The 20,819-nt window shown below is 63.7% G+C and carries 21 protein-coding genes; 8 read left to right on the top strand and 13 right to left on the bottom strand.

The window, feature by feature from the left end:
• Nucleotides 1-4: 4 nt before the first annotated feature.
• From PKA57_RS12975 to PKA57_RS12965, 3 genes are read left to right on the top strand one after another with little or no spacing between them, the layout of a single operon-like run.
• On the top strand, nucleotides 5-1,108 hold the full coding sequence (locus tag PKA57_RS12975; RefSeq protein ID WP_324301220.1) for a microcin C ABC transporter permease YejB: 1,104 nt from the start codon (nucleotides 5-7) through the stop codon (nucleotides 1,106-1,108).
• A gap of 1 nt (nucleotide 1,109) precedes the next feature.
• The gene (locus PKA57_RS12970) at nucleotides 1,110-2,159 is read left to right on the top strand and encodes an ABC transporter permease (protein WP_324301218.1); all 1,050 of its coding nucleotides are present in this window, start codon (nucleotides 1,110-1,112) and stop codon (nucleotides 2,157-2,159) included.
• On the top strand, nucleotides 2,156-3,790 hold the full coding sequence (locus PKA57_RS12965; RefSeq protein ID WP_324301216.1) for an ABC transporter ATP-binding protein: 1,635 nt from the start codon (nucleotides 2,156-2,158) through the stop codon (nucleotides 3,788-3,790). Before PKA57_RS12970 ends, PKA57_RS12965 begins: the two co-directional genes overlap by 4 nt.
• Before the next feature lie 11 nt (nucleotides 3,791-3,801).
• On the opposite strand, the gene PKA57_RS12960 is transcribed toward PKA57_RS12965, so the two are convergent.
• The 3 genes from PKA57_RS12960 to PKA57_RS12950 form a co-directional block, all read right to left on the bottom strand.
• Nucleotides 3,802-4,668 (bottom strand): NlpC/P60 family protein, encoded by an 867-nt coding sequence (locus PKA57_RS12960; protein WP_324301214.1) that lies wholly within the window; start codon nucleotides 4,666-4,668, stop codon nucleotides 3,802-3,804.
• A complete protein-coding gene (locus PKA57_RS12955; protein WP_324301212.1) occupies nucleotides 4,665-5,015 on the bottom strand; it encodes a MarR family transcriptional regulator in 351 nt (116 codons plus the stop codon). Before PKA57_RS12955 ends, PKA57_RS12960 begins: the two co-directional genes overlap by 4 nt.
• 100 nt (nucleotides 5,016-5,115) lie before the next feature.
• The gene (locus PKA57_RS12950; RefSeq protein ID WP_324301211.1) at nucleotides 5,116-6,486 is read right to left on the bottom strand and encodes a leucyl aminopeptidase family protein; all 1,371 of its coding nucleotides are present in this window, start codon (nucleotides 6,484-6,486) and stop codon (nucleotides 5,116-5,118) included.
• 91 nt (nucleotides 6,487-6,577) lie between these two features.
• On the opposite strand from PKA57_RS12950, the gene PKA57_RS12945 reads away from it, so the two are divergent.
• Nucleotides 6,578-7,258, top strand: a complete 681-nt coding sequence (locus tag PKA57_RS12945) for a glutathione S-transferase family protein (protein ID WP_324301209.1) — start codon at nucleotides 6,578-6,580, stop codon at nucleotides 7,256-7,258.
• A gap of 101 nt (nucleotides 7,259-7,359) precedes the next feature.
• Nucleotides 7,360-8,244 (top strand): tetratricopeptide repeat protein, encoded by an 885-nt coding sequence (locus PKA57_RS12940; protein ID WP_324301207.1) that lies wholly within the window; start codon nucleotides 7,360-7,362, stop codon nucleotides 8,242-8,244.
• A gap of 67 nt (nucleotides 8,245-8,311) precedes the next feature.
• On the opposite strand, the gene PKA57_RS12935 is transcribed toward PKA57_RS12940, so the two are convergent.
• The 9 genes from PKA57_RS12935 to PKA57_RS12895 all read right to left on the bottom strand — a co-directional run bounded on the left by PKA57_RS12935 (nucleotide 8,312) and on the right by PKA57_RS12895 (nucleotide 17,561).
• Nucleotides 8,312-9,280, bottom strand: coding sequence for a type II secretion system F family protein (locus PKA57_RS12935; RefSeq protein ID WP_324301205.1), 969 nt, complete (start codon nucleotides 9,278-9,280; stop codon nucleotides 8,312-8,314).
• An 8-nt stretch (nucleotides 9,281-9,288) separates the two neighbouring features.
• A complete protein-coding gene (locus PKA57_RS12930; RefSeq protein ID WP_324301203.1) occupies nucleotides 9,289-10,275 on the bottom strand; it encodes a type II secretion system F family protein in 987 nt (328 codons plus the stop codon).
• A 28-nt stretch (nucleotides 10,276-10,303) separates the two neighbouring features.
• Nucleotides 10,304-11,692 (bottom strand): CpaF family protein, encoded by a 1,389-nt coding sequence (locus PKA57_RS12925; RefSeq protein WP_324301201.1) that lies wholly within the window; start codon nucleotides 11,690-11,692, stop codon nucleotides 10,304-10,306.
• Nucleotides 11,693-11,767: 75 nt separating this feature from the next.
• Complete coding sequence (locus tag PKA57_RS12920) at nucleotides 11,768-13,051, bottom strand: AAA family ATPase (RefSeq protein ID WP_324301199.1); 1,284 nt, start codon at nucleotides 13,049-13,051, stop codon at nucleotides 11,768-11,770.
• Nucleotides 13,048-13,737, bottom strand: a complete 690-nt coding sequence (locus PKA57_RS12915; protein ID WP_324301197.1) for a CpaD family pilus assembly protein — start codon at nucleotides 13,735-13,737, stop codon at nucleotides 13,048-13,050. Before PKA57_RS12915 ends, PKA57_RS12920 begins: the two co-directional genes overlap by 4 nt.
• A 17-nt stretch (nucleotides 13,738-13,754) precedes the next feature.
• Entirely contained in the window at nucleotides 13,755-15,230 is a 1,476-nt protein-coding gene (locus tag PKA57_RS12910) for a type II and III secretion system protein family protein (protein WP_324301194.1), read from the bottom strand.
• A 43-nt stretch (nucleotides 15,231-15,273) separates the two neighbouring features.
• Entirely contained in the window at nucleotides 15,274-16,035 is a 762-nt protein-coding gene (gene cpaB / locus PKA57_RS12905) for a Flp pilus assembly protein CpaB (RefSeq protein ID WP_324301192.1), read from the bottom strand.
• Nucleotides 16,036-16,136: 101 nt separating this feature from the next.
• Nucleotides 16,137-16,652 (bottom strand): prepilin peptidase, encoded by a 516-nt coding sequence (locus tag PKA57_RS12900; RefSeq protein ID WP_324301191.1) that lies wholly within the window; start codon nucleotides 16,650-16,652, stop codon nucleotides 16,137-16,139.
• 159 nt (nucleotides 16,653-16,811) lie between these two features.
• Nucleotides 16,812-17,561, bottom strand: coding sequence for a cyclic nucleotide-binding domain-containing protein (locus PKA57_RS12895; protein ID WP_324301188.1), 750 nt, complete (start codon nucleotides 17,559-17,561; stop codon nucleotides 16,812-16,814).
• 170 nt (nucleotides 17,562-17,731) lie between these two features.
• On the opposite strand from PKA57_RS12895, the gene PKA57_RS12890 reads away from it, so the two are divergent.
• Nucleotides 17,732-18,229 carry a pilus assembly protein N-terminal domain-containing protein gene (locus PKA57_RS12890; RefSeq protein WP_324301186.1) on the top strand — a complete coding sequence of 166 codons (498 nt, stop codon included), beginning with the start codon at nucleotides 17,732-17,734 and terminating at the stop codon, nucleotides 18,227-18,229.
• A gap of 71 nt (nucleotides 18,230-18,300) precedes the next feature.
• Here the strand turns inward: PKA57_RS12890 and PKA57_RS12885 are convergent, their stop codons facing one another.
• Complete coding sequence (locus tag PKA57_RS12885) at nucleotides 18,301-19,569, bottom strand: pilus assembly protein (RefSeq protein ID WP_324301184.1); 1,269 nt, start codon at nucleotides 19,567-19,569, stop codon at nucleotides 18,301-18,303.
• A gap of 233 nt (nucleotides 19,570-19,802) precedes the next feature.
• On the opposite strand from PKA57_RS12885, the gene PKA57_RS12880 reads away from it, so the two are divergent.
• Both PKA57_RS12880 and PKA57_RS12875 read left to right on the top strand, forming a co-directional pair.
• Nucleotides 19,803-20,345, top strand: coding sequence for a TadE/TadG family type IV pilus assembly protein (locus PKA57_RS12880; protein ID WP_324301183.1), 543 nt, complete (start codon nucleotides 19,803-19,805; stop codon nucleotides 20,343-20,345).
• 16 nt (nucleotides 20,346-20,361) lie between these two features.
• Nucleotides 20,362-20,819: TadE/TadG family type IV pilus assembly protein (locus PKA57_RS12875; RefSeq protein WP_324301181.1), on the top strand; the 458-nt coding region annotated here is incomplete at its 3' end.

Below are 20,819 nucleotides of genomic sequence, written 5' to 3'. Positions count from 1 at the left end.
ACGGATGGCAGCCTATATTGCGCGGCGCATTCTGCTGATGGTCCCGACCATCTTCGGCATCATGTTCATTGCCTTCGTCATCGTGCAGTTCGCGCCGGGCGGGCCGATCGAGCGCATCGTGGCGCAGCTTTCCGGCACCGAGGTTTCCGCGACGGCGCGGATCGGCGGCGGGGGAAGCGACTTCTCGCAAGGCGCGGGCGGCGCGGCCGATGCCGCGCTCAACAGCAAATATCGCGGCGCGCGCGGGCTCGATCCCGAATTCATCAAGCAGCTCGAAGTGCAATTCGGCTTCGACAAGCCCTGGTACGAGCGCTTCGGCAAGATGATCTGGGACTATGCGCGCTTCGACTTCGGCAAGAGCTACTTCCGCGACATCGGCGTGCTCGACCTCATTCTCGAGAAAATGCCCGTCTCCATTTCGCTCGGCCTGTGGACGACGCTGCTCACCTATCTCATCTCCATTCCGCTCGGCATCGCCAAGGCGATGCGCGAGGGCTCCCGCTTCGACCTGTGGACGAGCGCGCTCATCATCGTCGGCTATGCCATCCCGGGCTTCCTCTTCGCCATCTTCCTCATCGTGCTCTTCGCGGGCGGCTCCTACTGGTCGATCTTCCCGCTTCGCGGCCTCACATCGGACGACTGGTCGAGCCTTTCGCTCGCGGGCAAGGCAGTCGATTATCTCTGGCACATCGTGCTGCCGGTGACGGCGATGATGATCGGCGGGTTCGCCACCTCGACGCTTCTCACCAAGAACTCTTTTCTCGACGAGATCAGGAAGCAATATGTGACGACGGCGCGCGCCAAGGGCCTGAGCGAACGGCAGGTGCTCTACGGACACGTTTTCCGCAACGCCATGCTCATCGTCATCGCCGGCTTTCCCGGCGCCTTCATCGGCGCGTTCTTCTCCGGCTCGATCCTCATCGAGACGATCTTCTCTCTCGACGGGCTCGGGCTTCTCTCCTACGAGTCGATCGTCAATCGCGACTATCCCGTCGTCTTCGCGACGCTTTACGTCTTCGGCCTGCTCGGGCTCGTCGTCGCGCTGATTTCCGACCTGACCTATACCTGGGTCGATCCTCGCATCGACTTCGAGACGAGGGAGGTCTGAGGTGCGGCTCTTCGGCGGACGGTTCACCCTCAGCCCCATCAACAGGCGGCGCTGGCGCAACTTCAAGGCCAATCGGCGCGGCTATTGGAGCCTGTGGCTCTTCGTCATCCTTTTCGTCGTCTCGCTCTTCGCGGAGTTCATCGCCAACGACAAGCCGCTGCTCGTGACCTATGAGGGCTCGGCCTATTTCCCGGTCTTCGTCTCCTATCCCGAGACGGAATTCGGCGGCGAGTTCCAGACCGAAGCGGATTACCGCGATCCTTACGTGCAGAAGCTCATCAGCGACAAGGGCGGATACATCGTCTGGCCGCCGGTGCGCTACGACTACCGCACCATCAATCTCAATCTGCCCGTGCCGGCGCCCGCGCCGCCAAGCAGCGAGAACTGGCTCGGCACCGACGATCAGGGCCGCGATGTGACCGCGCGCCTCATCTACGGCTTCCGGATCTCGGTGCTTTTCGGCCTGATCCTGGCGGGCGCGTCTTCCGTCATCGGCATTGCGGCGGGCGCCGTGCAGGGCTTCTTCGGTGGCTGGACGGACCTTCTCTTCCAGCGCTTCATCGAAATCTGGACCAGCGTGCCGACACTCTACCTGCTCATAATCCTCGCCTCGATGTTCGAGCCGAATTTCTGGCTGCTGCTCGGCATATTGCTCGCCTTCCACTGGGTTTCGCTCGTCGGGCTCGTGCGCGCGGAATTCCTGCGCGGGCGCAATTTCGAATATGTGAACGCGGCCCGCGCGCTCGGCCTTTCCAACACGACCATCATCTTCAAGCATCTGCTGCCGAATGCGATGGTGGCGACCATCACCTTCATGCCCTTCATTCTCAATTCGTCGATCACCACCCTCACCTCGCTCGACTTTCTCGGCTTCGGTCTTCCGCCGGGCTCGGCCTCGCTCGGCGAATTGCTGGCACAGGGCAAGGCCAATCTCCAGGCGCCATGGCTCGGCCTCACCGGCTTCTTCTCCATCGCCGTCATGCTGAGCCTTCTCATCTTCATCGGCGAGGCTGTGCGCGACGCCTTCGATCCCCGCAAGGTGATGCAATGAGCACGGAGAATTGCCTGATCGAGGTTAAGGATCTCTCCGTCGCCTTCCGCTCCGACGGGCGCGAGACGCTGGCGGTCGACCGCATCTCCTTCGACATCAGGCGCGGCGAAACGGTGGCGCTGGTCGGCGAATCGGGCTCGGGAAAATCCGTGTCGGCGCTCTCGATCATGCAGCTCCTGCCCTATCCGCAGGCGTCACACCCTTCGGGCGAAATCATGTTCGAGGGCCGAAATCTCGTCGGCGCGGATGAGCGCACCATGCGCTCGATCCGCGGCAACCGCATCACCATGGTGTTTCAGGAGCCCATGACCTCGCTCAACCCGCTCCATACCATCGAGCGGCAGGTGGGCGAGGTGCTGTCGCTTCACAAGGGATTGCGCGGGCCGGCCATCCGCGCGCGCGTCATCGAACTGCTGAAGAAGGTCGGCATTCACGACCCCGAGACGCGGCTCGGCGCCTATCCGCATCAGCTTTCCGGCGGCCAGCGCCAGCGCGTGATGATCGCCATGGCGCTCGCCAACGAGCCCGACCTTCTCATCGCCGACGAGCCGACGACCGCTCTCGATGTCACCGTGCAGGCGCAGATTCTCGAGCTTCTCAACGAGCTGAAGCGCGAGATGGGCATGGCGCTGCTGCTCATCACCCATGATCTCGGCATCGTGCGAAAGATGGCCGATCGCGTTTCGGTGATGACGGGCGGCAAGATCGTGGAACAGGGGCTCACGGAAGACGTGTTCGCCCGGCCGCAGCACGACTATACGCGGCATCTTCTCGCATCCGAGCCCAAGGGGCGCGCGCTGGGCGGGCGAAAGGACGCGCCCGTCGTCATGGAAGCCGAACGGCTCAAGGTCTGGTTTCCGATTAAAAAAGGCTTTCTTCGCCGGACGGTCGGACATGTGAAGGCGGTGGACGATGTTTCGATCCGCATCCGCGAGGGCCGCACGCTCGGCGTCGTCGGCGAATCCGGCTCAGGCAAGACCACGCTCGGGCTTGCGCTGCTTCGCCTCATTTCAAGCGAAGGCAATATCCGCTTTCGCGGCCAGGCGATCGACGGGCTGCAATCGGCGGAGCTTCGCCCCTTGCGCAAGGAAATGCAGATCGTCTTTCAGGATCCCTATGGTTCGCTCAGCCCCCGGCTCTCGGTCGCGCAGATCGTCGAGGAAGGCCTCATCGTGCAGAGGGCGGGGCTCAGCGCCAGCGAGCGGCGGGCCCTTGTTTCGGAAGCCCTTGCCGAAGTCGGTCTCGATCCGGCCATGCAGGACCGCTATCCGCATGAATTCTCGGGCGGCCAGCGCCAGCGCATCGCCATCGCCCGGGCCATGGCGCTGAAGCCGCGCTTCGTCATGCTCGACGAGCCAACCTCCGCGCTCGACATGTCCGTGCAGGCGCAGATCGTCGATCTCCTGCGCGAATTGCAGCGCAAGCACGATCTTGCCTATCTCTTCATCAGTCACGACTTGCGCGTGGTGCGCGCGCTCGCCGATGACATCATGGTGATGCGCGACGGCAAGGTGGTCGAGGCGGGAACGGCGGACGAGGTTTTCGATGCGCCGAAGACCGACTACACGAGAGCGCTGCTTGCCGCCGCCTTCGAGCTTCGCGCGGCGGAGAAGAACGCGGTGAACGCCTGAAGCGTTCGGCCTCAGCGCCGCGCGAGGCGCTTCACCGTCGTTACATGACCCGCCGTGCGGGCGATGCGCGCCATGGCGATGTCGAGCCGCTCGATCTCGACGCGCATGTGGAAGGCGTTGGCGTGGATGATGCGTTCGCCATCGACCATGATGGCGACATGCCCTTTCCAGAAAACGAGATCGCCGCGCCGCAGCGTGGTGAAGTCGATGGGCTCGGGCAGCCTTTCGCCGAGCGTCGCTTCCTGAAGGTCCGTGTCGCGCAGCGAGGAGATGCCGGCACGCTCGAGCGAGGCCTGCACGAGGCCCGAGCAGTCGAGCCCGGTGCTCTCGCGCCCACCCCAGAGATAGGGCACGCCGAGATGCTCTTCGGCGACGCTCACGAAATCGCGCACATATGCGCCGACGGGCGCCAGATGCTGGGTGAAGATCCAGCCGCCGCGCTCGATCTCGCTATAGTCGCCGCGCGCGCCGATGACGCGCACCTTGGCGTTGAGGCCGAGCGGCATGGCGGGGCGCGTCTTGAGATCGGCCTCCGGATAGATGAAGGTCCGCAGCGCGGCGACCACATGCGTCGGCTTGTAGGGCTTCGGGCCGAGCGCCTTCGCCTCGACATAGCCGACATAATCGTCATGCGCCGACTGCCCCCAGGCGAAGCCGCCCTTTTCCTCATAGACGCGGAAGGTCTCGCCGAAGAGAAGCTGGGTGTCCATCGGCGCATCGGCATCGGGCCGGACGAGAAGCGGCGCACAAGCGACCTTCACCTGCCGGTCCTCGCCATCGACGAAGCGCTCCGCCTTGACTTCGCCGCGCAGATAGGCGGCGGCAAGATCCTCCCTGTAGGGATTGATCCGCCGGTCGGGGCCCTTGGTGCGGCTCATGCGTCGAGCCTCCCGGCCATGTCGGTGACGAGATCGGCGAAATCGCGCAGGAAAACCGAGCCCTTGACCGTGCGCTGCACGAGCACGTTGCGCCGGTCGATCTCGTCGCGCTTGCGCTTGAGAAGATCGAGCGCGCCCAGCGTGTCGAGGGCGCGGGTGATGGCGGGCTTGGAGACGTTGAGCGAGGAGGCAAGGCCGCGCACGGTATGGGGCGGCGGCGTCAGATAGACGGTCAGCAATATGGCGAGCTGACGGGAGGACAGGTCCGGACCGTCACGGCGGACCGTCTCCAGCACCACATTCTGCCAAAGCGCGAGCGCCTGCACCGGCTTGAGCTCCAGAGCCATTCGCCTTCCCCCACCTTTCCTCGCGGCAGCCGGCCCCATCCGGCTTCCGTTTCGGCTCCGGATCAGTCTAGAGGGCAATTCCCCGGGGGCAAGCGGCTTCTCACCCGTAGCGGCGCCTGAGCAGGTCGAAGAGCGCGCGGATGCCCTGCGCCTCGCCGCCCACGGGGCGGCCCGGCTTCGCCTTGGGGCACCAGCCATAAATATCGAGATGGACCCACGCCTTCGACTTCTCGACGAAGCGGCGCAGGAAGAGCGCCGCCGTGATCGAGCCCGCGAAGGGGCCATCCGACACATGGTTCACATCGGCGATCTTGCTGTCGAGCCAGCCGTCATAGGGCCGCCAGAGCGGCAGGCGCCAGAGCGGATCGGCCTCGCGCGCCGCCGCCTCAGCGAGATCGGCGGCAAGCGCATCGTCGTCGGTATAGAAGGGCGGCAGGTCGGGGCCGAGCGCGGTGCGCGCGGCGCCTGTCAGCGTCGCCATGTCGATGATGAGGTCCGGCGCCTCGCTGTCGGCCTCGGCGAGCGCATCGGCAAGAATGAGCCTGCCTTCCGCATCGGTGTTGCCGATCTCGACCGAGAGGCCCTTGCGGCTCTTCAGAACATCGCCGGGCCGAAACGAATTGCCGGAGACGCTGTTCTCGACCGCAGGAATGAGGACCCGAAGGCGAATATCCAGCTTCGCCTCCATGACGAGACGGGCGAGCGCCAAGACATTCGCCGCGCCTCCCATATCCTTCTTCATCAGCAGCATGGCGCTCGAGGGCTTGAGGTCGAGCCCGCCCGAGTCGAAGCAGACGCCCTTGCCGACAAGCGTCACCCTCGGCGCATCGGCGCGCCCCCAGGTGAAATCAACGAGGCGCGGCGCGACGGCGGAGGCTCGGCCCACGGCATGCACCATCGGGTAATTCCGCGTGAGGAGATCGTCGCCGACGATCACGCTCGCTTCCGCATCGGCGGCGCGCGCTACTTCGAGCGCCGCATCGGCGAGATCGGCGGGGCCCATGTCGTTCGTCGGCGTGTTGATGAGGTCGCGCGCGAGGAATACCGCCCGCGCCTGCCGGCTCACCTCCTCGCCGCCGACGCCTTCCGGCAGGACGAGACGCGGCCACTCGCGGCTCTTGCCGGTGTAGCGGGCGAACGAATAGGTGCCGAGCGCAAAGCCCAGCGCCGCCTTGGCCCCATCCGCCACATGACCGGCGAACCTGTAGGTCTGCACGGGCAGCACGGTGGCGAGCGCGCCTGTCGCGAAGGGATCGGAACCGTCGCCAAGACCGAGAAGCGCACCCGCAAGGCCGCCCGACCCGTCAGGCAGCATCAGCACCTTGCCGATCTCGCCCTTGAAACCCGACGTCTCGACCCAGGCGGCGCCCGCGCCCGCATGTTCCGCGCACCAGGATTTCACATCGCCGGCGCGGAGAAGCCAGACCGGGATTGCGGCCGCGTCCTTCTTCGTCACAAAAATATCGAGCATTCCCGTTCATCCCCGCTTTGCCGCGCGCGGCGGAAACCTTATAGAGGGGAGGAGGGCCCCGCAACGCTTGCAGCAAGGACGGAGGGTTTCGATGGGACAGCCGGATTTCGAACTCGTCATCGGCGACAAGAACTGGTCGAGCTGGAGCCTGCGCCCCTGGCTCGCGATGAAGGTCGCAGGCATTCCGTTCCGTGAGATTGAAATCCGCCTCCGGCAGGAGGACACCAAGGCGCAGGCGCTGCGCCATTCACCCTCCGGCTTCATTCCGGCACTCAAATGGCAGGGCAACGCAATCTGGGACTCGCTTGCGATCTCGGAAACGCTGGCCGATCTCTTCCCCGAAAAGAAGCTCTGGCCCGATGACCCCGTCGCGCGCGCAATGGCGCGCAGCGCCGCCGCCGAGATGCATTCGGGCTTTCCCGATCTGCGGCGCGACATGTCCATGGACATCATCAGCCGCTTGCCCGGCACAGGCCATAGCGAGGGGGCGCTCGCCAATGCGCGGCGCGTCGTCGAACTCTGGCGGGCCTTGCGCGCGCGCTTCGGCCGCACGGCGGCTGGCGATCAGGGCTTTCTCTTCGGCCATTTCACCATTGCCGACGCCATGTACGCGCCCGTCGTCACGCGCTTCCGCACCTATGGCGTCGATGTCGCGAAGCTCGGCGACAATGACGGCACGGCAAAGACCTATATGGACCTCATGCTCGGACTTCCCGCCTTTCTCGAATGGGAGGAAGACGCGCGCAAGCAGATGGCTGCCCGCGGCGCCTAGAAAAACCAGACTTTCCGCGCGCAATTATAATTAATCATTTCTTGAGGGGTGTGGGTTCACACTCCGGGCGATGACCCGTCCGCCATTGACCGGGACACGCCATGGAAAACGAAACCACGAAATTTCACACGCCCCGCCTCGCCCAACTTGCGGCCGCGGTGACGCTCACTTCGGCGCTCGCGCTTGGCGGCTGCGCCAGCACATCCGGCACGTCCGAGAGCGCGAAGCCCGCAAGCTCATCCAGCTCCTCGACGCCCGCCATTTCCACGCGCAGCGACGACGCGGTGAAGGATGCGGCTGTCAACGCCACGAAGACGCAGGATCATGTCGCGGCCGCCGCCTATTGGGGCGAGCTTTACGACCGGCATCCCGACAATATCGAGGCGGCGCTCAACTATTCGCGCTCGCTCCGTCAGATCGGCTCCATCTCGCAGGCCGCGAATGCGATGCAGCGCGTCTATACGCTCAACCCCGACAATGCGGATGTTCTCGCCGAATATGGCAAGGTGCTCGCGGCGAGCGGGCGGCCAGATCAGGCGATCGGCTATCTCTCTCGGGCGGCGCGGCAGAACCCGAAGGACTGGACGATCCTCTCCGCTGAAGGCGTGGCGCTCGATCAGATGGGGCGCTATGGCGAGGCGCAGCAGAAATACAACGCGGCACTCGCCATCGATCCCGGCAATCCTTCCGTGCTCGCCAATCTCGGCCTCTCTTATGTGCTGGAAGGCAATCTCGACACGGCGGAGCAGGTGCTGCGAAAAGCCGTCGCCGATCCGCGCGCGACCGCCAGCACGCGGCAGAACCTCGCCATCGTGCTCGGCCTCAAGGGAAATTTCGAGGAAGCGACACGGCTTGCGCGCGCCGATCTTCCGGCGAGCGTCGCGGAGAACAACATCGCCTATCTCAAGGAAATGATGAACCAGCCCGCGATCTGGAAGCAGATGGAAATGCTGAACGGCGCGCCTGCCACCACCTCGACGCAATGAAACGAAGCCGTTGCCACAAAAAAGGCGCCCGTGACGGGCGCCTTTTTTCGTTCCGGCGTCTCGCGCTTCAGGACAGATGCAGAACCTTGATCGCCGCAGGGCCGAGAATGACGCAGAAGAGAACCGGCAGGAAGAAGCTGATCATCGGCACGGTGAGCTTTGGCGGAAGGCTCGCGGCTTTCTTCTCGGCTTCGGCCATGCGCATGTCGCGATTTTCCTGCGCCATCACGCGCAGCGCCATGCCGAGCGGCGTGCCATAGCGCTCCGCCTGAATGAGGCTGGTGACGACGGCCTTCACGCCCGGAAGACCGGTACGCGTACCGAGATTTTCATAAGCCTTGCGCCGCTCCTGAAGATAGGAAAGCTCGGCGGTCGTCACGGTCAGTTCTTCGGCGAGCTCCACGGACTGGCTGCCGACTTCCGCCGCGACCTTGGCGAACGCCGCCTCGACCGACATGCCGGATTCAACGCAGATCAGAAGAAGATCGAGCGCGTCGGGAAACGCCTTCTTGATCGATTCCTGGCGCCGCGCGATGACGTTCTGAACGAAGACGTTCGGCAGATAGAAGCCGATGAACGCACCGGCCGCCGCCACCGCAAAACGCGCCATCGTCTCCAGCCCGAAGCTGTTGATCCCGTAGAGATAGATCAGCACCACGACGAAGAGCAGCGGCGGCATGACGAAGCGGAAGAAGATGAAGGTGTAGATCGGCGCCTGTCCGCGGAAACCGGCCTGGCGCAGCTTCTCCCTGATGACTTCGTTTTCGAGCATCTTGCCGCGGCCGAAACGCTCCACGATCTCCTTGACGAAGCCCTTGGGCGTGTGGCGCAGGCGCGTCTTCTCGTTCGACATCTGCTCGCGGAATTTCTGCCGCAGCGCCTCGCGCTCGGTCGCCACGGCCTTCATGCGCGCGCCGAGCTTGTCGGTCGCGACGAGCGGCATGGCGAGCGTCAGGATCGTCGCAAACGCCGCGATGCCGACCAGCAACATCACCGCGGTTTCGGGATTCATGGCTGACGCGAGAAGAGAATACATGGCCGGTCCTAGATATTGAAATTGATCATCTTGCGCATGACGAGAATGCCGATTCCCATCCAGATCAGGCCGCCGACGATGATCATGTTGCCCGAGGTTGTCGTCAGAAGCGGGTCGAGATAATTCGGCGCCGTGAAATAGAGCATCAGCATCACCGCGGGCGGCAGCGAACCGATGATCGCGGCGGAGGATTTCGCTTCCTGGGAGATCGCCTGAATCTTGGCGCGCATCCTCTTGCGGTCGCGCAGCACCTTGGAAAGATTGCCAAGCGCCTCGGCGAGATTGCCGCCCGTCTTCTGCTGGATCGCAATGACGATCTGGAAGAAGTTCACTTCCGCGAGCGGCATGCGCTCATAGACCTTGGCAAGCCCCTGTTCGAGCGACACGCCGACGCGCTGCCCTTCCACGAGATCGCGGAATTCGGTGCGGACGGGCTCGGCCGACTCGCTCGAGATGATCTTCAGACAGTCATTGATCGGGAGGCCGGCCTTGACGCCGCGAACGATGACGTCGATCGCATTGGCGAACTCCTCGAGAAAGGCGTTCTGCCGCCGCTTGATCAGAAAGGAGAGAACCCAGCGCGGCAGGCCGAAGCCAGCGGCGAAGGCGCCCGCCAGTGCCACGATCGGTGAGAAGCCGGACAGCAGCAGGATCGCCGCAAGGACGAGGCCCGAAACCGCGCTCATGATGTAGAAGCTCTTCGGCGTCAGTTCGAGGCCCGCGCGCTCGATACGAACGCGCAGCGTCACCTTCTTTTCTTCCTTCTGTTTCTGTTCGAGAGACTTCAGTGTCTCCTGAACCTGCTTGCGCCGCTTGTCGGCATTGTCCCCGTCGCCCTCCGCGGCGCGGCGCGACTTCTGGCGATCCGGACCGGCCATCCGCGCCATGCGCTGCGAGGTCCGGCTCTCTCCGCCCACAAAGACGAAGCCGAGGCCGCCGATGCAAAGCGCCGCGAGAACGGCGATGCCGAAAATCAGAAGCGTAGTCTGGTCCATGACCTCTCGTCCGTTCAGCCCAGCCCGTCTAGCCTTGCGCGCGATCGAGCGCGGCGGCAAGCGCGTGGTGCTGATTGTAGTAGCGGGCGCGCTCCCAGAATGCGGGGCGCGCAATGCCTGTCGATTTGTGCCTGCCCTTCAGGCGACCCGTCTCGTCTTCGCCTTCGATGTCGTAGACGAAGAGATCCTGCGTGATGATGACCTCGCCTTCCGTGCCGAGCACTTCGGTGATGTGGGTGATGCGGCGCGAGCCATCGCGCAGGCGCGCGGCCTGGACGATGACGTCGATCGAGCCGGTGATCATCTCGCGGATGGTTCTGGAGGGAAGGTTGTAGCCCCCCATCGTGATCATGCCTTCGAGACGCGACAGGGCCTCGCGCGGGCTGTTCGCGTGGAGAGTTCCCATCGAGCCGTCATGGCCGGTGTTCATCGCCTGAAGCAGATCAAAGGCTTCAGGTCCGCGCACCTCGCCGACGATGATCCGCTCGGGCCGCATGCGCAGACAGTTGCGCACAAGCTCCGTCATGGTGATCTGGCCCTGCCCTTCGAGATTGGGCGGGCGCGTTTCGAGACGCACCACATGCGGCTGCTGGAGTTGAAGTTCGGCAGCGTCCTCGCAGGTGATGACGCGCTCATCGGAATCGATGAAGCCGGTGAGACAGTTCAGAAGCGTGGTCTTGCCGGAACCCGTGCCGCCGGAAATGAGCACATTGCAGCGAACCTTGCCGATGATGCCCAGAACCTCGGCGCCCTCCGGCGAAATCGAGCCGAACTCGACGAGATCCTTCATCTGGAGCTTGTCGCGGCGGAATTTGCGGATGGTGAGCGCCGGGCCGTCGATGGCGAGCGGCGGCACGATGACGTTGACGCGGCTGCCATCGGGCAGGCGCGCGTCGCAGATCGGGCTTGCCTCGTCGACGCGGCGGCCGACCTGGCTCACGATGCGCTGGCAGATATTCATGAGCTGGCTGTTGTCGCGGAAGCGCACGCCCGTCAGCTCGACCTTGCCGCCGACTTCGATGAAGGTGCGATCCGCGCCATTGACCATGATGTCGGCGATATCGTCGCGCGCGAGCAGCGGCTCCAGCGGTCCGTAGCCGAGCACGTCGTTGCAGATGTCTTGAAGCAGGGCTTCCTGCTCGGAGATCGACATGACGACATTCTTGATCGAGAGGATCTCGTTGACGATGTCGCGGATTTCCTCGCGCGCGCTTTCCGCATCGAGCTGGGCAAGCTGGGTGAGGTCGATCGTGTCGATCAGCGCGTTGAAGATCGTCGTCTTGATCTGATAGTAGTTTTCGGAACGCTGATCGGGGAGCCTCGGCTTCGGCGTCACGGGAGGTGTCGCCGCGCGCGCGGGCGCAGCGGGCTTCGGCACGGGCGGCGGCGCGTCGGACCGGCCGCCGGATGCGGGCACAGTTTCAGCTACCGCGGGCTTGCGCGGAGCGGACTGGGTTTCGTTACGCCGTCCAAACACCCGTTACCCCCTGCATCAACCCTTGCGGAAAATCCGCTTCAGCAATGAGATTTTCGACTGGCTCGCCTTGGCGGGCGCGGCATCGCGTCCGCAAAGCTGCCTGGCAAGGAAGCGCAGGCCCTCGGTCGTCTTTCCCTTCGGGTCCAGTTCCTCGATCATCTGGCCGTTATTGGAGGCCGTGCCGAAAAGCGCCGGATTGAAGGGCAGAACGAGGGTCGGCTCGATGCCGATTGCGTCGGCGAAATCCTTGACCGGAATTTCCGGCCGCTTCGGCACGCCGACCTGATTGAGGACGACATGCGGCTTGCTGTCGTTCGGCCGGGCCTGCTTCACGAGGTCGAGAATGTTCTTCGTGTTCCGCAGGCTCGCGAGATCGGGCATGGCGGTGATGACGATTTCATCGGCCGAAAGCAGAACCTTCTTCGTCCATGTCGACCAGACATGCGGCAGATCGACGATGACGCAGGGCACGGTCTCGCGCACGATCTCGAGCACGGACTCGCAGGCTTCGCCATCCATGTCGAAATCGCGATCGAGAATGGCGGGCGCCGCGAAAAGGCTCAGATGGTCGGAGCACTTGACGAGAAGCCGGTCGAGCAGCACGTCATCGAGCCGCTCGGGCGCCGTCAGCGCATCCGCGATGCCCTGGGCCGGGTCCTGATTGAAGTCGAGACCGGCGGTGCCGAAGGGCAGGTCGAGATCGGTGATGATCACGTCTTCCTGCATGCGGGTCGAAACGCACCAGCCGATATTATGAGCGAGCGTCGAGGAACCGGCGCCGCCCTTCGCGCCCATGAAGGCGATCGAACGGCCGATCGGCGGTGCGTCGGGATCGACATAGAGACGCGACACCGCCTCGATGATCTGCATCGGGCTCAGCGGGCTCACAAGATATTCGTTGACGCCCTGCCGGATCATCTCGCGATAGACCGACACGTCGTTCAGATGACCGATGACGACGACTTTTGTGCCCGCGTCGCAGACTTCGGCGAGAGCGGCGAGAGCGGCGAAAAGCTCGGCTCCGCCCGCATCCGACTCGACCAGAATGAGGTTCGGCGTCGGCGCCTGCTGATACTGTTCGACCGCGGCCTGGATGCCACCCATATAGACGGTCAGATGAGCCTTCGACAGGCGGCGGTCCTCACCCGCGCGCTGGATGACGCTGCCAGTTTCCGGATGGTCGCAGAAGGCATGGATCGTGATCCGCGGAACCGGCTTCATGACCGGCGCGGCGATGGGCTCGTCGCCGGGCATGGGCGGCGCGTCCACCATGTCATGCTTCAATGCTGCGTTGCTCATTTGTTGACCTCACTCACTGCGGCCGAGTCGTTGTTGTCGCGCTGCGTGCCCGTGATCTCGCCCTTGCGATACTTGTCCAGAACCACGGCGCGGCGCTGCGCATCGCTCGGCGTCATGTTGCGCGGCATCACGAGGTCGGCGGGATCGGCCACCATGACCGCGAGGTTGTTCTGGCTGGCGCAACCGAAATTCGGCGGCACGCCGTTTGCCGGATCGTGGGCGAAATTTTCGGACCAGTCCCCGCAAGGGCGCGGCGTGGCCACATAACGCTTGTAGGAAAGGATCAGCGGCGCTTCGGCGTCGGCGCCCGCCGCCTGATAGGGCGTGTAGCTGATGGCATCGAGAGCGACGCCCTTTTCGGCGAGGAGATCGCGCACATCGACGAGCACGTTCATCGAGCTCGTCGTGTTGGACGAGCCGGACGGCGTCGACACGGCGATGGCCCCGTGCCCGCGTTCCTTGTAGGCATCGGCAAAGGCGGCGACGGCTCTGCGTTCCTCATCCGTCAGCGCCGACTTCGTACGCGGAACGGGAATGCTCAGCGTCTGCGTATCGGCACTCACGGCGATGGGATGGGTCTGGCTCGGCCCGTCATAGGCCTCGTTCGGACCGTTGAATCCGCCGCAACCGCCAAGCGCGAGGGCAAGGGCGAAGGGCAGGAGGCGCACGGCAAGAGTTCTTTTCATCTCGATACCCGTTCCCTTCAATCCACCACGAACCCGACCGGGCCCTTGAGCTTCTTGTCCGTCGGCGCGTTGCCGTTGGCGCCATAAGTCGCGTTGAGCTTGCCCATCAGGATCGTGTCCATGTCGCTTGCCGGCGCGAAACCATCCGTCGGCAGCACGAGATTCTTCCTGTTCGTCGGATCGACGATATAGGGCGTGACGATGACGACGAGTTCCGTCTCGTTCTTCTGATAGTCGCGGCTGCGGAAGAGCGCGCCGAGTACCGGCAGGTCCTTGGCGCCCGGCACGCCGTCGATGTTCTGTTTCGTCTTGTCGGACAGCAGGCCCGCCATGACGAGCGAACCGCCCGACGGCAGCTCGAGCGTCGTCTCGGCCCGGCGGACATTGAGGCCCGGAATGGTCAGCCCCTGCTGCGAGACGAAGGCGCCAGATGTCGTCAGTTCGCTGACCTCGGTTGAAATCTTCAGGTTGATGCGCCCCTCGCTCAACACCACGGGCGTGAAGGCAAGGCCGACACCGAAGGGCTTGTAGTTCACCGTGATGTTGCCCTGCAGGTCCTTCGACACGGGGATCGGGAATTCGCCACCGGCAAGGAACTTCGCGCCTTCGCCCGAAATGGCCGTCAGCGTCGGCTCGGCGAGCGTGCGCACCAGGCCATCCTCCTCCAGCGCGCGGATCGCGGACTGGATCGAGAGATTGCCGTTGTTGAAGCCCATGTTCTGCGCGGTCCCGGTCACGGGATTGGGCGCGGTCGTTGCAAGGCCGCCAAGCGGCGCGCCCTGAATGGAGAAGGGGTTCACCGTGGAAAGGCGGAGCGCGAAGTTGCCGAAATCGTCGGCGGTCGAAAGATTGACGCCGAGCTGCTTGATGACGTTGCGCTGCATTTCCGCAACCGTCACCTTGAGCATGACCTGCTCCTTGCCCTCGATGGTGAGCATGTTGAGCACCTGCTCGGGCTTGCCACCGATATAGCGCGTCGCGAGATCGCGCGCCTTGTCGGCTTCGGAAGCGTTGGCGACCGCGCCCGACAGGACGATGTGATCGTTCATCGCCTGAACGTCGATGCGGGAATTCGGAAAATAGTGACGCAGCGTCTGGCGCAGCCCCGCCAGATCGCGCTCGACGCGGATTTCGAGATTGAGAAGCTGCTGGCCCTTGTCGCCGAAGAAGAAGACGTTCGTCTGGCCGACCGTGAGGCCGATCAGATAGGTGCGCGTGGAGGTGCGAACCACGGCATCGACGATCTTCGGATCTGAAACGAGCACGTCGCGCGCGGCGCTCGGCAATTCGACGATCGCGGCCTTGTTGAGTCCGAGTACGATGGTGCGCGAGGTCGCGCTCGCACCGCCGCTGTCGATCTTCACGAGCTGCGCTCCATCGACCGCCGCTCCGGCGGGAATTGGCGCTGCCAGCGCCCCCGCCATGAAAAGCGCCGCCAATATGCGCCCGCCCGCGACGAGCCGCGCACGAACGGCCTTGCCGAGATCGGCCATGACCCTGCCCCTATTTCGATACATGCGGCCCCGATACATGCCCCTACCTCACGCGAACCGTTCTTTCGGCGCCGTAGCGCACCACGCGCACGACCGACCCTTCCGACTTCGCCACGTCCTCGTCGGGCGTGTCCTGATCGGCACCTGCGAACCCCCTGAGCGCGAGGCTGACAGTGCCTTGCGCCTGAGCGAGCGCAATCACTTCGGCCTGGCGGGAGCTCAGCTCGAGCGTCGCGGTCTTGCCGATCACGACCTGCTCGCCGCTTTCGTCCTTGAAGCGCTGATCGATCGCCAGAATGCGCACATTGCGCAGGATCGTCTCGCTGCGGTTCGTATCCTGGCCTGCCTGCTCGTCACGCTGGCGGGATGTGAGAATGACATCGACGCGATCGTTCGGCAGGATGAAGCCGCCCGCGCTCGTTTCCGGCGCGATCGGGATCGCCACCGCGCGCATGCCGGGGTTGATGAGCGCCGACAGGAAGCCGCCATTCTTGAGATCGACGAGTTTCGCTTCCGTGATCGGCTCGCCATTCGCGATCGGCGCGCGCGCAAGGCGGCCGGCCAGCGCCTCGGCGGCATTCGGCATCTGGGCGCGCGTGATCAGGTTCGCGCCGAGCGAGTTCTGCGGCCATGACTGCCAGCGGAAATCGCCGCCCGAGAGTTTCGAGCCTCTTTGCAGATCGGTAGCGGCGACCAGTATCTCCGTCGTCGGCGCCTGCGCTGCCTGCTCGACGGGCGCCTGCTTGTTTGAGGAAACAAGACCGCGCGCAAGCAATGCCGCAAGCCCAGCGGCTACGACTGCCAAGACCAAGACCCCTATTCGAGCGGCGTTCACTTGTCGGTTCCTTTCCCCGGGCGCAAGCCTTGTGCCCTTGCCACATCGTCCTCACACGGATGACGGATATTTCAACTCAACACGGAGACCAGTCTGAAGATTTCCGTTTGTGGAAAAATGAAGAGCCCGGCGACCGCCAGCGCGATGCCATAGGGAACTCCTTCTTTCCGGTCGTGCAGTCGCAGAAGCCAGCCCTGGCGGTAGAGAAACATCGGCAGCGGCATCGTCCTGTAAAACAGGATGAACAATGTCAGCGCGCCGCCGAAGATGCTGGCGAGCAGCAGATAAGGCAGCGCATCGCCCCAGCCGAGCCAGAGCGAGGCCGCAGCGACGAGCTTTGCGTCGCCGCCGCCGATCCATCCTCTGGCGAAGAGGCCCATCCCGATCAGCAGCAGCGCGAAGCCCGCCGACGCATGTCGCGCGATGTCCGCAAGCGGCATGCCGAGGGAAACGGCGCTGATGAAAAAGGCGATGGTCAATCCGAGCGTCAGCCAGTTCGGGATCGTCATGGTCGTGAGGTCGCGAACGGCGGCGAAAATCATCGCGGCCGAGAAGATCACGATTGGCAAGGTGTTCAAAACGGACATGCCCGGACTCTGCCAAATGGCCGGCAACGAACCGGCCTGAATTCTTCCTCAATGTGCTGATTTTGGCCGGAGGACTGTAAATTTGGCGTAAACGGCGGACCTTAATGGTGAAAAGATTATTAAAATGCAAGGAAGCGCGGGCGGACGCCCTGCGCGGCGTCAGTCCTGACGCGCTTCGCAGAGGCGGCGCATGGCAGCCTCGTCCTTGATCGCAAGGCCCGGATATTCGCGCTCGGCGAGATCGAGCCGCACCAGCTCCGCGATGGCGCTCGCCACCACTTCCTCGCTCGTCGAAAGCCGGTCGGCGAGTTCGCGGTGACGCGGGAGACGGGAGACAAAGAGCTGCGCCGCCACGCCCGCGCCGGTGTTGCGCGGCTCGGCGAGAGCGAGAAGCTCGGCATAAACGCGCTGCGCGCCGGTGAGGCCGGGGCGGCTTTCCGAGGCGCTGTTCGACGCTGCCTCGCGGGTGCGGAGCAGGCGCGCGTACTGACAGAGAAGCGCACGTGAAACCGATTCCTCGCGCGACAGAAGGTCGATGAAGCGTTCTTCCTGCATCGTCGCAAGGACCGTTTCATCGCGCGCGATCGCCGTCAGATCATCGTCGCTCACACCGAAAATGGACATTTCACCGAATTGTCCGCCTGCGTCTATATCTGTATAGGCGATGCGGCCATTGGGCCCCGTGGGGCGCGCGAGACGGACCGAACCCGAAACGACGAAATGCACATCGCCGCGCGTGCCACCCTGCCCGGCCGACAGAATGACGTCATTGCGAACGAAGCGACGCCAGCTGCACTCGGCCGCCAGGAGCGTCAGTTCGCGCGGTTCGAGATCGCGGAAGATCAGGATGCCGCGCAGATTGCGCGCCTTCGCCGCCGCGGGCTGGCCGAGCCTTTCCGTTCCGAACATGTCGCCTCCGAAGTTCGCACGGGAAGAATCTAGCCCTCTCCGCTTTAAGCGCGCGTAAATGCGCGACCGGCCGCTACGGTCAACAAATCGTTCATTCCTTCGGCTTAGTCTCGGGCTCAAGGATTTTATGGGGGCGATCCACGTCGCCCGAAAGAGACGGGCTCATCCGCATGTCCCAGAATCGTATTCGCCTCCTCCGTTCGCTCAAAGGCGCGGCCAGCGTCGCGGTCCTGCTCGGCTTCTTCACCGCCGGCGCAGAAGCGGGCGGCATCCAGGTCGAACTCAATCATTCGCGCGCGCTCCAGCTCGCCGCACCGGCCGCGACCGTCATGGTCAGCAATCCGGCCATCGCCGATGTCAGCATTCAAGGCGCGCAGCTCGTCTATGTTCTCGCCCGCAGTTACGGCAAGACGGATCTCATTGCTCTCGACGCCACGGGAAAGCAGATCGCCCAATATGAGATCGACGTCGTCGCGCCGCGCAGCTCGGCCGTCACGCTGATGCGCGGCACGGAACAGCTCACCTATAATTGCACACCGCGCTGCGAGCCGGTGGTGAACCCCTCGGACAGCAGCAACGCCTTCAACGCCGCGCTGAGCCAGGCCACAGCGGCGCGCTCACTCGGCGCAGGCGCCGCCACCGCGAGCGGCACCAATGAGCGCCAGTAATCACATTCCGTGAAGGAAATAAAAAAGCCGGCAGAGGAAACCCTGCCGGCTTTTTCGTGCCGTCGTTCCGGTCACTTGCTGATGCGGAGATTGGAGAGCGCCTGCGCGATGGAGTTGAAGACATCGGTGAGCTGGCTTGCCGCCGTCACGCTGTAATACATGCTCGGATCGGTCGCGCAATTCCTCAGCAGCGTCGCGTTCCCGTCCATCACGCGGATCGTATAGATCAGAATACCCGTGGCCTTGATCTTCGTGCACAACGCTGCCGTGCGGCTGTCGATGCTCGACTGGCTCGTCGTGAAGCGGTTTTCTGTATTGTCGCCATCCGTCAGAAAGACGATCGCCTTGTTGAGCCTCTTCGCGTCGGCCTCGGCCGCCGTCGAAAGCGTCGCGCCCGATGTGAGCATGGTCCAGCCCCAGACGAGCCCGATGGTCGTGTTCGTGTTGCCGGACGCCACGAGGCCGTTGATCTTGTTGTTGAGCGCCGTCCAGTCAGAGCTGAGCGGCATCAGGGGCACGGGTTTGCAGTCGTCATTGTCGGCCGGATAGAGCGTCGCCGTGTTCGAGGTGACCGGCACATCGACGCCGATGTCGTAGTTCTGGTCGCGGTCGATCACGCAGCCGAGCCAGCTATTCGGGCTTATGTTGTAGGCCGTGTCGGTACAGGTCTTGTTTTTACCGGAGCCGGTGCAGGTCTGCGTCTTGGGTGTGGTCCACTGCCATTTGATCCAGTTCGCGGTCTTGTTGGCGGTGCCCACATTCACATCGACGGCGAAGGGGACGATCGAAACCTTGACGTCGCCCGGTGTCGCTGCGGCGGCCGACACGGTGGCGATGAGATTCTTCGCCGCGGTCTTAAGCGTAGTGAGCTTGCTGTTCTGCGCCATCGATCCCGTCGTGTCGAGGACAAGCACCACTTCGAGCTTCTTGCCCATCTTCGTGATCTGGGATGAAGCCTCGATGTTCATCTCGTCGATGCCGACGATCCCCATCACGCTTGTCTTCATGGACGCATTCGCGGTCAGGGATACGACCTGCCCGCTCTGCGAAACCGTGACCTCGCCGGGCACGCCGATCTTGTTCGCCGGATAATTCGCGTCGAAGTAGCTCTGCGCCATGGCCTGAAGCTGGGCATTGTTGAGCCCCACTGTGCCGCCGATGGCGAGGCCCGCCGCATCGAGGGCCTTCGTCATGCGCTGCTTCACGAAAAAGGCTTGCGATATGTCGATCGCCGCGCCGATCGCGATCAGCATCGGGACGATGGCGATGGCGAAGATGACGGCATAGCTGCCGCGTCGATCCGCGGCGAAGTGGCGGAAAATCATGCGAAGCGTCGTCATGCTCTTTTGCCCAAGGTTCAGGATTTAAACTAAATCTTCAGAACTTCGACGCTCAATGCGGGAGATCGTCTGCACTGACACCGCCCGAACTGGTCGCGTGAGTATTCTCGCGCGCCGAGAGTTAACGGCTCGTCAACACACATGACCGCAGAATGCTGGAAGGCGCTGTCCTTCCGCTCATGCGCGGCGTTCACGGCACCACAGCGCCTCCAGTGGCTCAGAGGATGCAGCCGATGACGCGAGTTTGGAAACCACTCACGAAGAAGCCCCGCAGGCGTTTTCTCCGTTCCGAGCGCGGCAGCGTCGCCATCGAATTCGCACTGACCGCGATTCCTTTCTTCGCCCTCATGTTCGCGATCTTCGAAGCAGGCATGGTGTTCTTCGTGAACGCCGAGCTCGACAATGCGCTCAACGACGCCGGGCGCCTCATACGCACGGGCCAGGCGCAGACCGCGAACATGACGGCGGAGCAGCTCTTGCAACGGGTCTGCGACGACGTCGTCATGGTCACGAACTGCACCGAGAACGTGAAGATCGACGTGCGCACCTATACGAGTTTCGGAAACGTCACATTCCCTTCGCCCGTCGATGCAAACGGCAATCTCACCAATTCGTTCCAGTTCAACATGGGTAATGCGGGCGACATCGTGCTGGTCCGGATCTTCTACGTCTGGGACATCATGAGCCCGTTGCCGACCGGCCTTTCGGGCGGGAATGGCAGCTCTCGCCTCATCCAGTCGAGCGTTGCCTTCCGCAACGAGCCTTACACCTCCTGATGCGGAGGAGAGAGAAATGATCTCTATGAAGATCGCGCCCCGCCTCCACCGCTTCGTCCGCCATGCGGGCGGCCTCGCCGCAGTCGAGTTCGCGCTCATCGTGCCGGTTCTCATCACGCTTTATTTCGGCACGCTCGAAACCACGAACGCGCTCACCGCATCGCGGCGCGTGACGAATGTCGCCGAGACGGCAGCCGACCTCGTCGCCCAGGCAACGAGCGTCAGCACCGCCGATCTCAATGACATCTTCGCCGCGAGCACGGCGATCCTCACGCCCTTCAACGCCCAGAGCGTCAAGATCGTCATTTCGAGCGTCGTCGCGGATACGAACAACAAGACGACCATCGCATGGAGCGCGGCCTATGGCGGCGCGACGGCGCGGGCAACGAATTCCGCATTCACGCTCCCGGCTGGCCTCACCACGCCGAACACCAGCGTGGTCATGGCCGAGGTCACCTACACCTATACCTCGCC

Origin of the sequence: Parvibaculum sp. (genome assembly GCF_035325945.1) — a bacterium.
Taxonomy (GTDB): domain Bacteria; phylum Pseudomonadota; class Alphaproteobacteria; order Parvibaculales; family Parvibaculaceae; genus Parvibaculum.
This window is presented reverse-complemented; position numbering and strand designations above follow the sequence as displayed.

Coding starts and splice junctions, on each gene's coding strand:
- PKA57_RS12900 (WP_324301191.1), bottom strand. CDS start 16,652: ATGTCCGTTTTGAACACCTTGCCAATCGTGATCTTCTCGGCCGCGATG.
- PKA57_RS12930 (WP_324301203.1), bottom strand. CDS start 10,275: ATGGACCAGACTACGCTTCTGATTTTCGGCATCGCCGTTCTCGCGGCG.
- PKA57_RS12940 (WP_324301207.1), top strand. CDS start 7,360: ATGGAAAACGAAACCACGAAATTTCACACGCCCCGCCTCGCCCAACTT.
- PKA57_RS12965 (WP_324301216.1), top strand. CDS start 2,156: ATGAGCACGGAGAATTGCCTGATCGAGGTTAAGGATCTCTCCGTCGCC.
- PKA57_RS12910 (WP_324301194.1), bottom strand. CDS start 15,230: ATGGCCGATCTCGGCAAGGCCGTTCGTGCGCGGCTCGTCGCGGGCGGG.
- PKA57_RS12885 (WP_324301184.1), bottom strand. CDS start 19,569: ATGACGACGCTTCGCATGATTTTCCGCCACTTCGCCGCGGATCGACGC.
- PKA57_RS12895 (WP_324301188.1), bottom strand. CDS start 17,561: ATGTTCGGAACGGAAAGGCTCGGCCAGCCCGCGGCGGCGAAGGCGCGC.
- PKA57_RS12890 (WP_324301186.1), top strand. CDS start 17,732: ATGTCCCAGAATCGTATTCGCCTCCTCCGTTCGCTCAAAGGCGCGGCC.
- PKA57_RS12950 (WP_324301211.1), bottom strand. CDS start 6,486: ATGCTCGATATTTTTGTGACGAAGAAGGACGCGGCCGCAATCCCGGTC.
- PKA57_RS12945 (WP_324301209.1), top strand. CDS start 6,578: ATGGGACAGCCGGATTTCGAACTCGTCATCGGCGACAAGAACTGGTCG.
- PKA57_RS12955 (WP_324301212.1), bottom strand. CDS start 5,015: ATGGCTCTGGAGCTCAAGCCGGTGCAGGCGCTCGCGCTTTGGCAGAAT.
- PKA57_RS12920 (WP_324301199.1), bottom strand. CDS start 13,051: ATGAGCAACGCAGCATTGAAGCATGACATGGTGGACGCGCCGCCCATG.
- PKA57_RS12915 (WP_324301197.1), bottom strand. CDS start 13,737: ATGAAAAGAACTCTTGCCGTGCGCCTCCTGCCCTTCGCCCTTGCCCTC.
- PKA57_RS12880 (WP_324301183.1), top strand. CDS start 19,803: ATGACGCGAGTTTGGAAACCACTCACGAAGAAGCCCCGCAGGCGTTTT.
- PKA57_RS12975 (WP_324301220.1), top strand. CDS start 5: ATGGCAGCCTATATTGCGCGGCGCATTCTGCTGATGGTCCCGACCATC.
- PKA57_RS12935 (WP_324301205.1), bottom strand. CDS start 9,280: ATGTATTCTCTTCTCGCGTCAGCCATGAATCCCGAAACCGCGGTGATG.
- PKA57_RS12960 (WP_324301214.1), bottom strand. CDS start 4,668: ATGAGCCGCACCAAGGGCCCCGACCGGCGGATCAATCCCTACAGGGAG.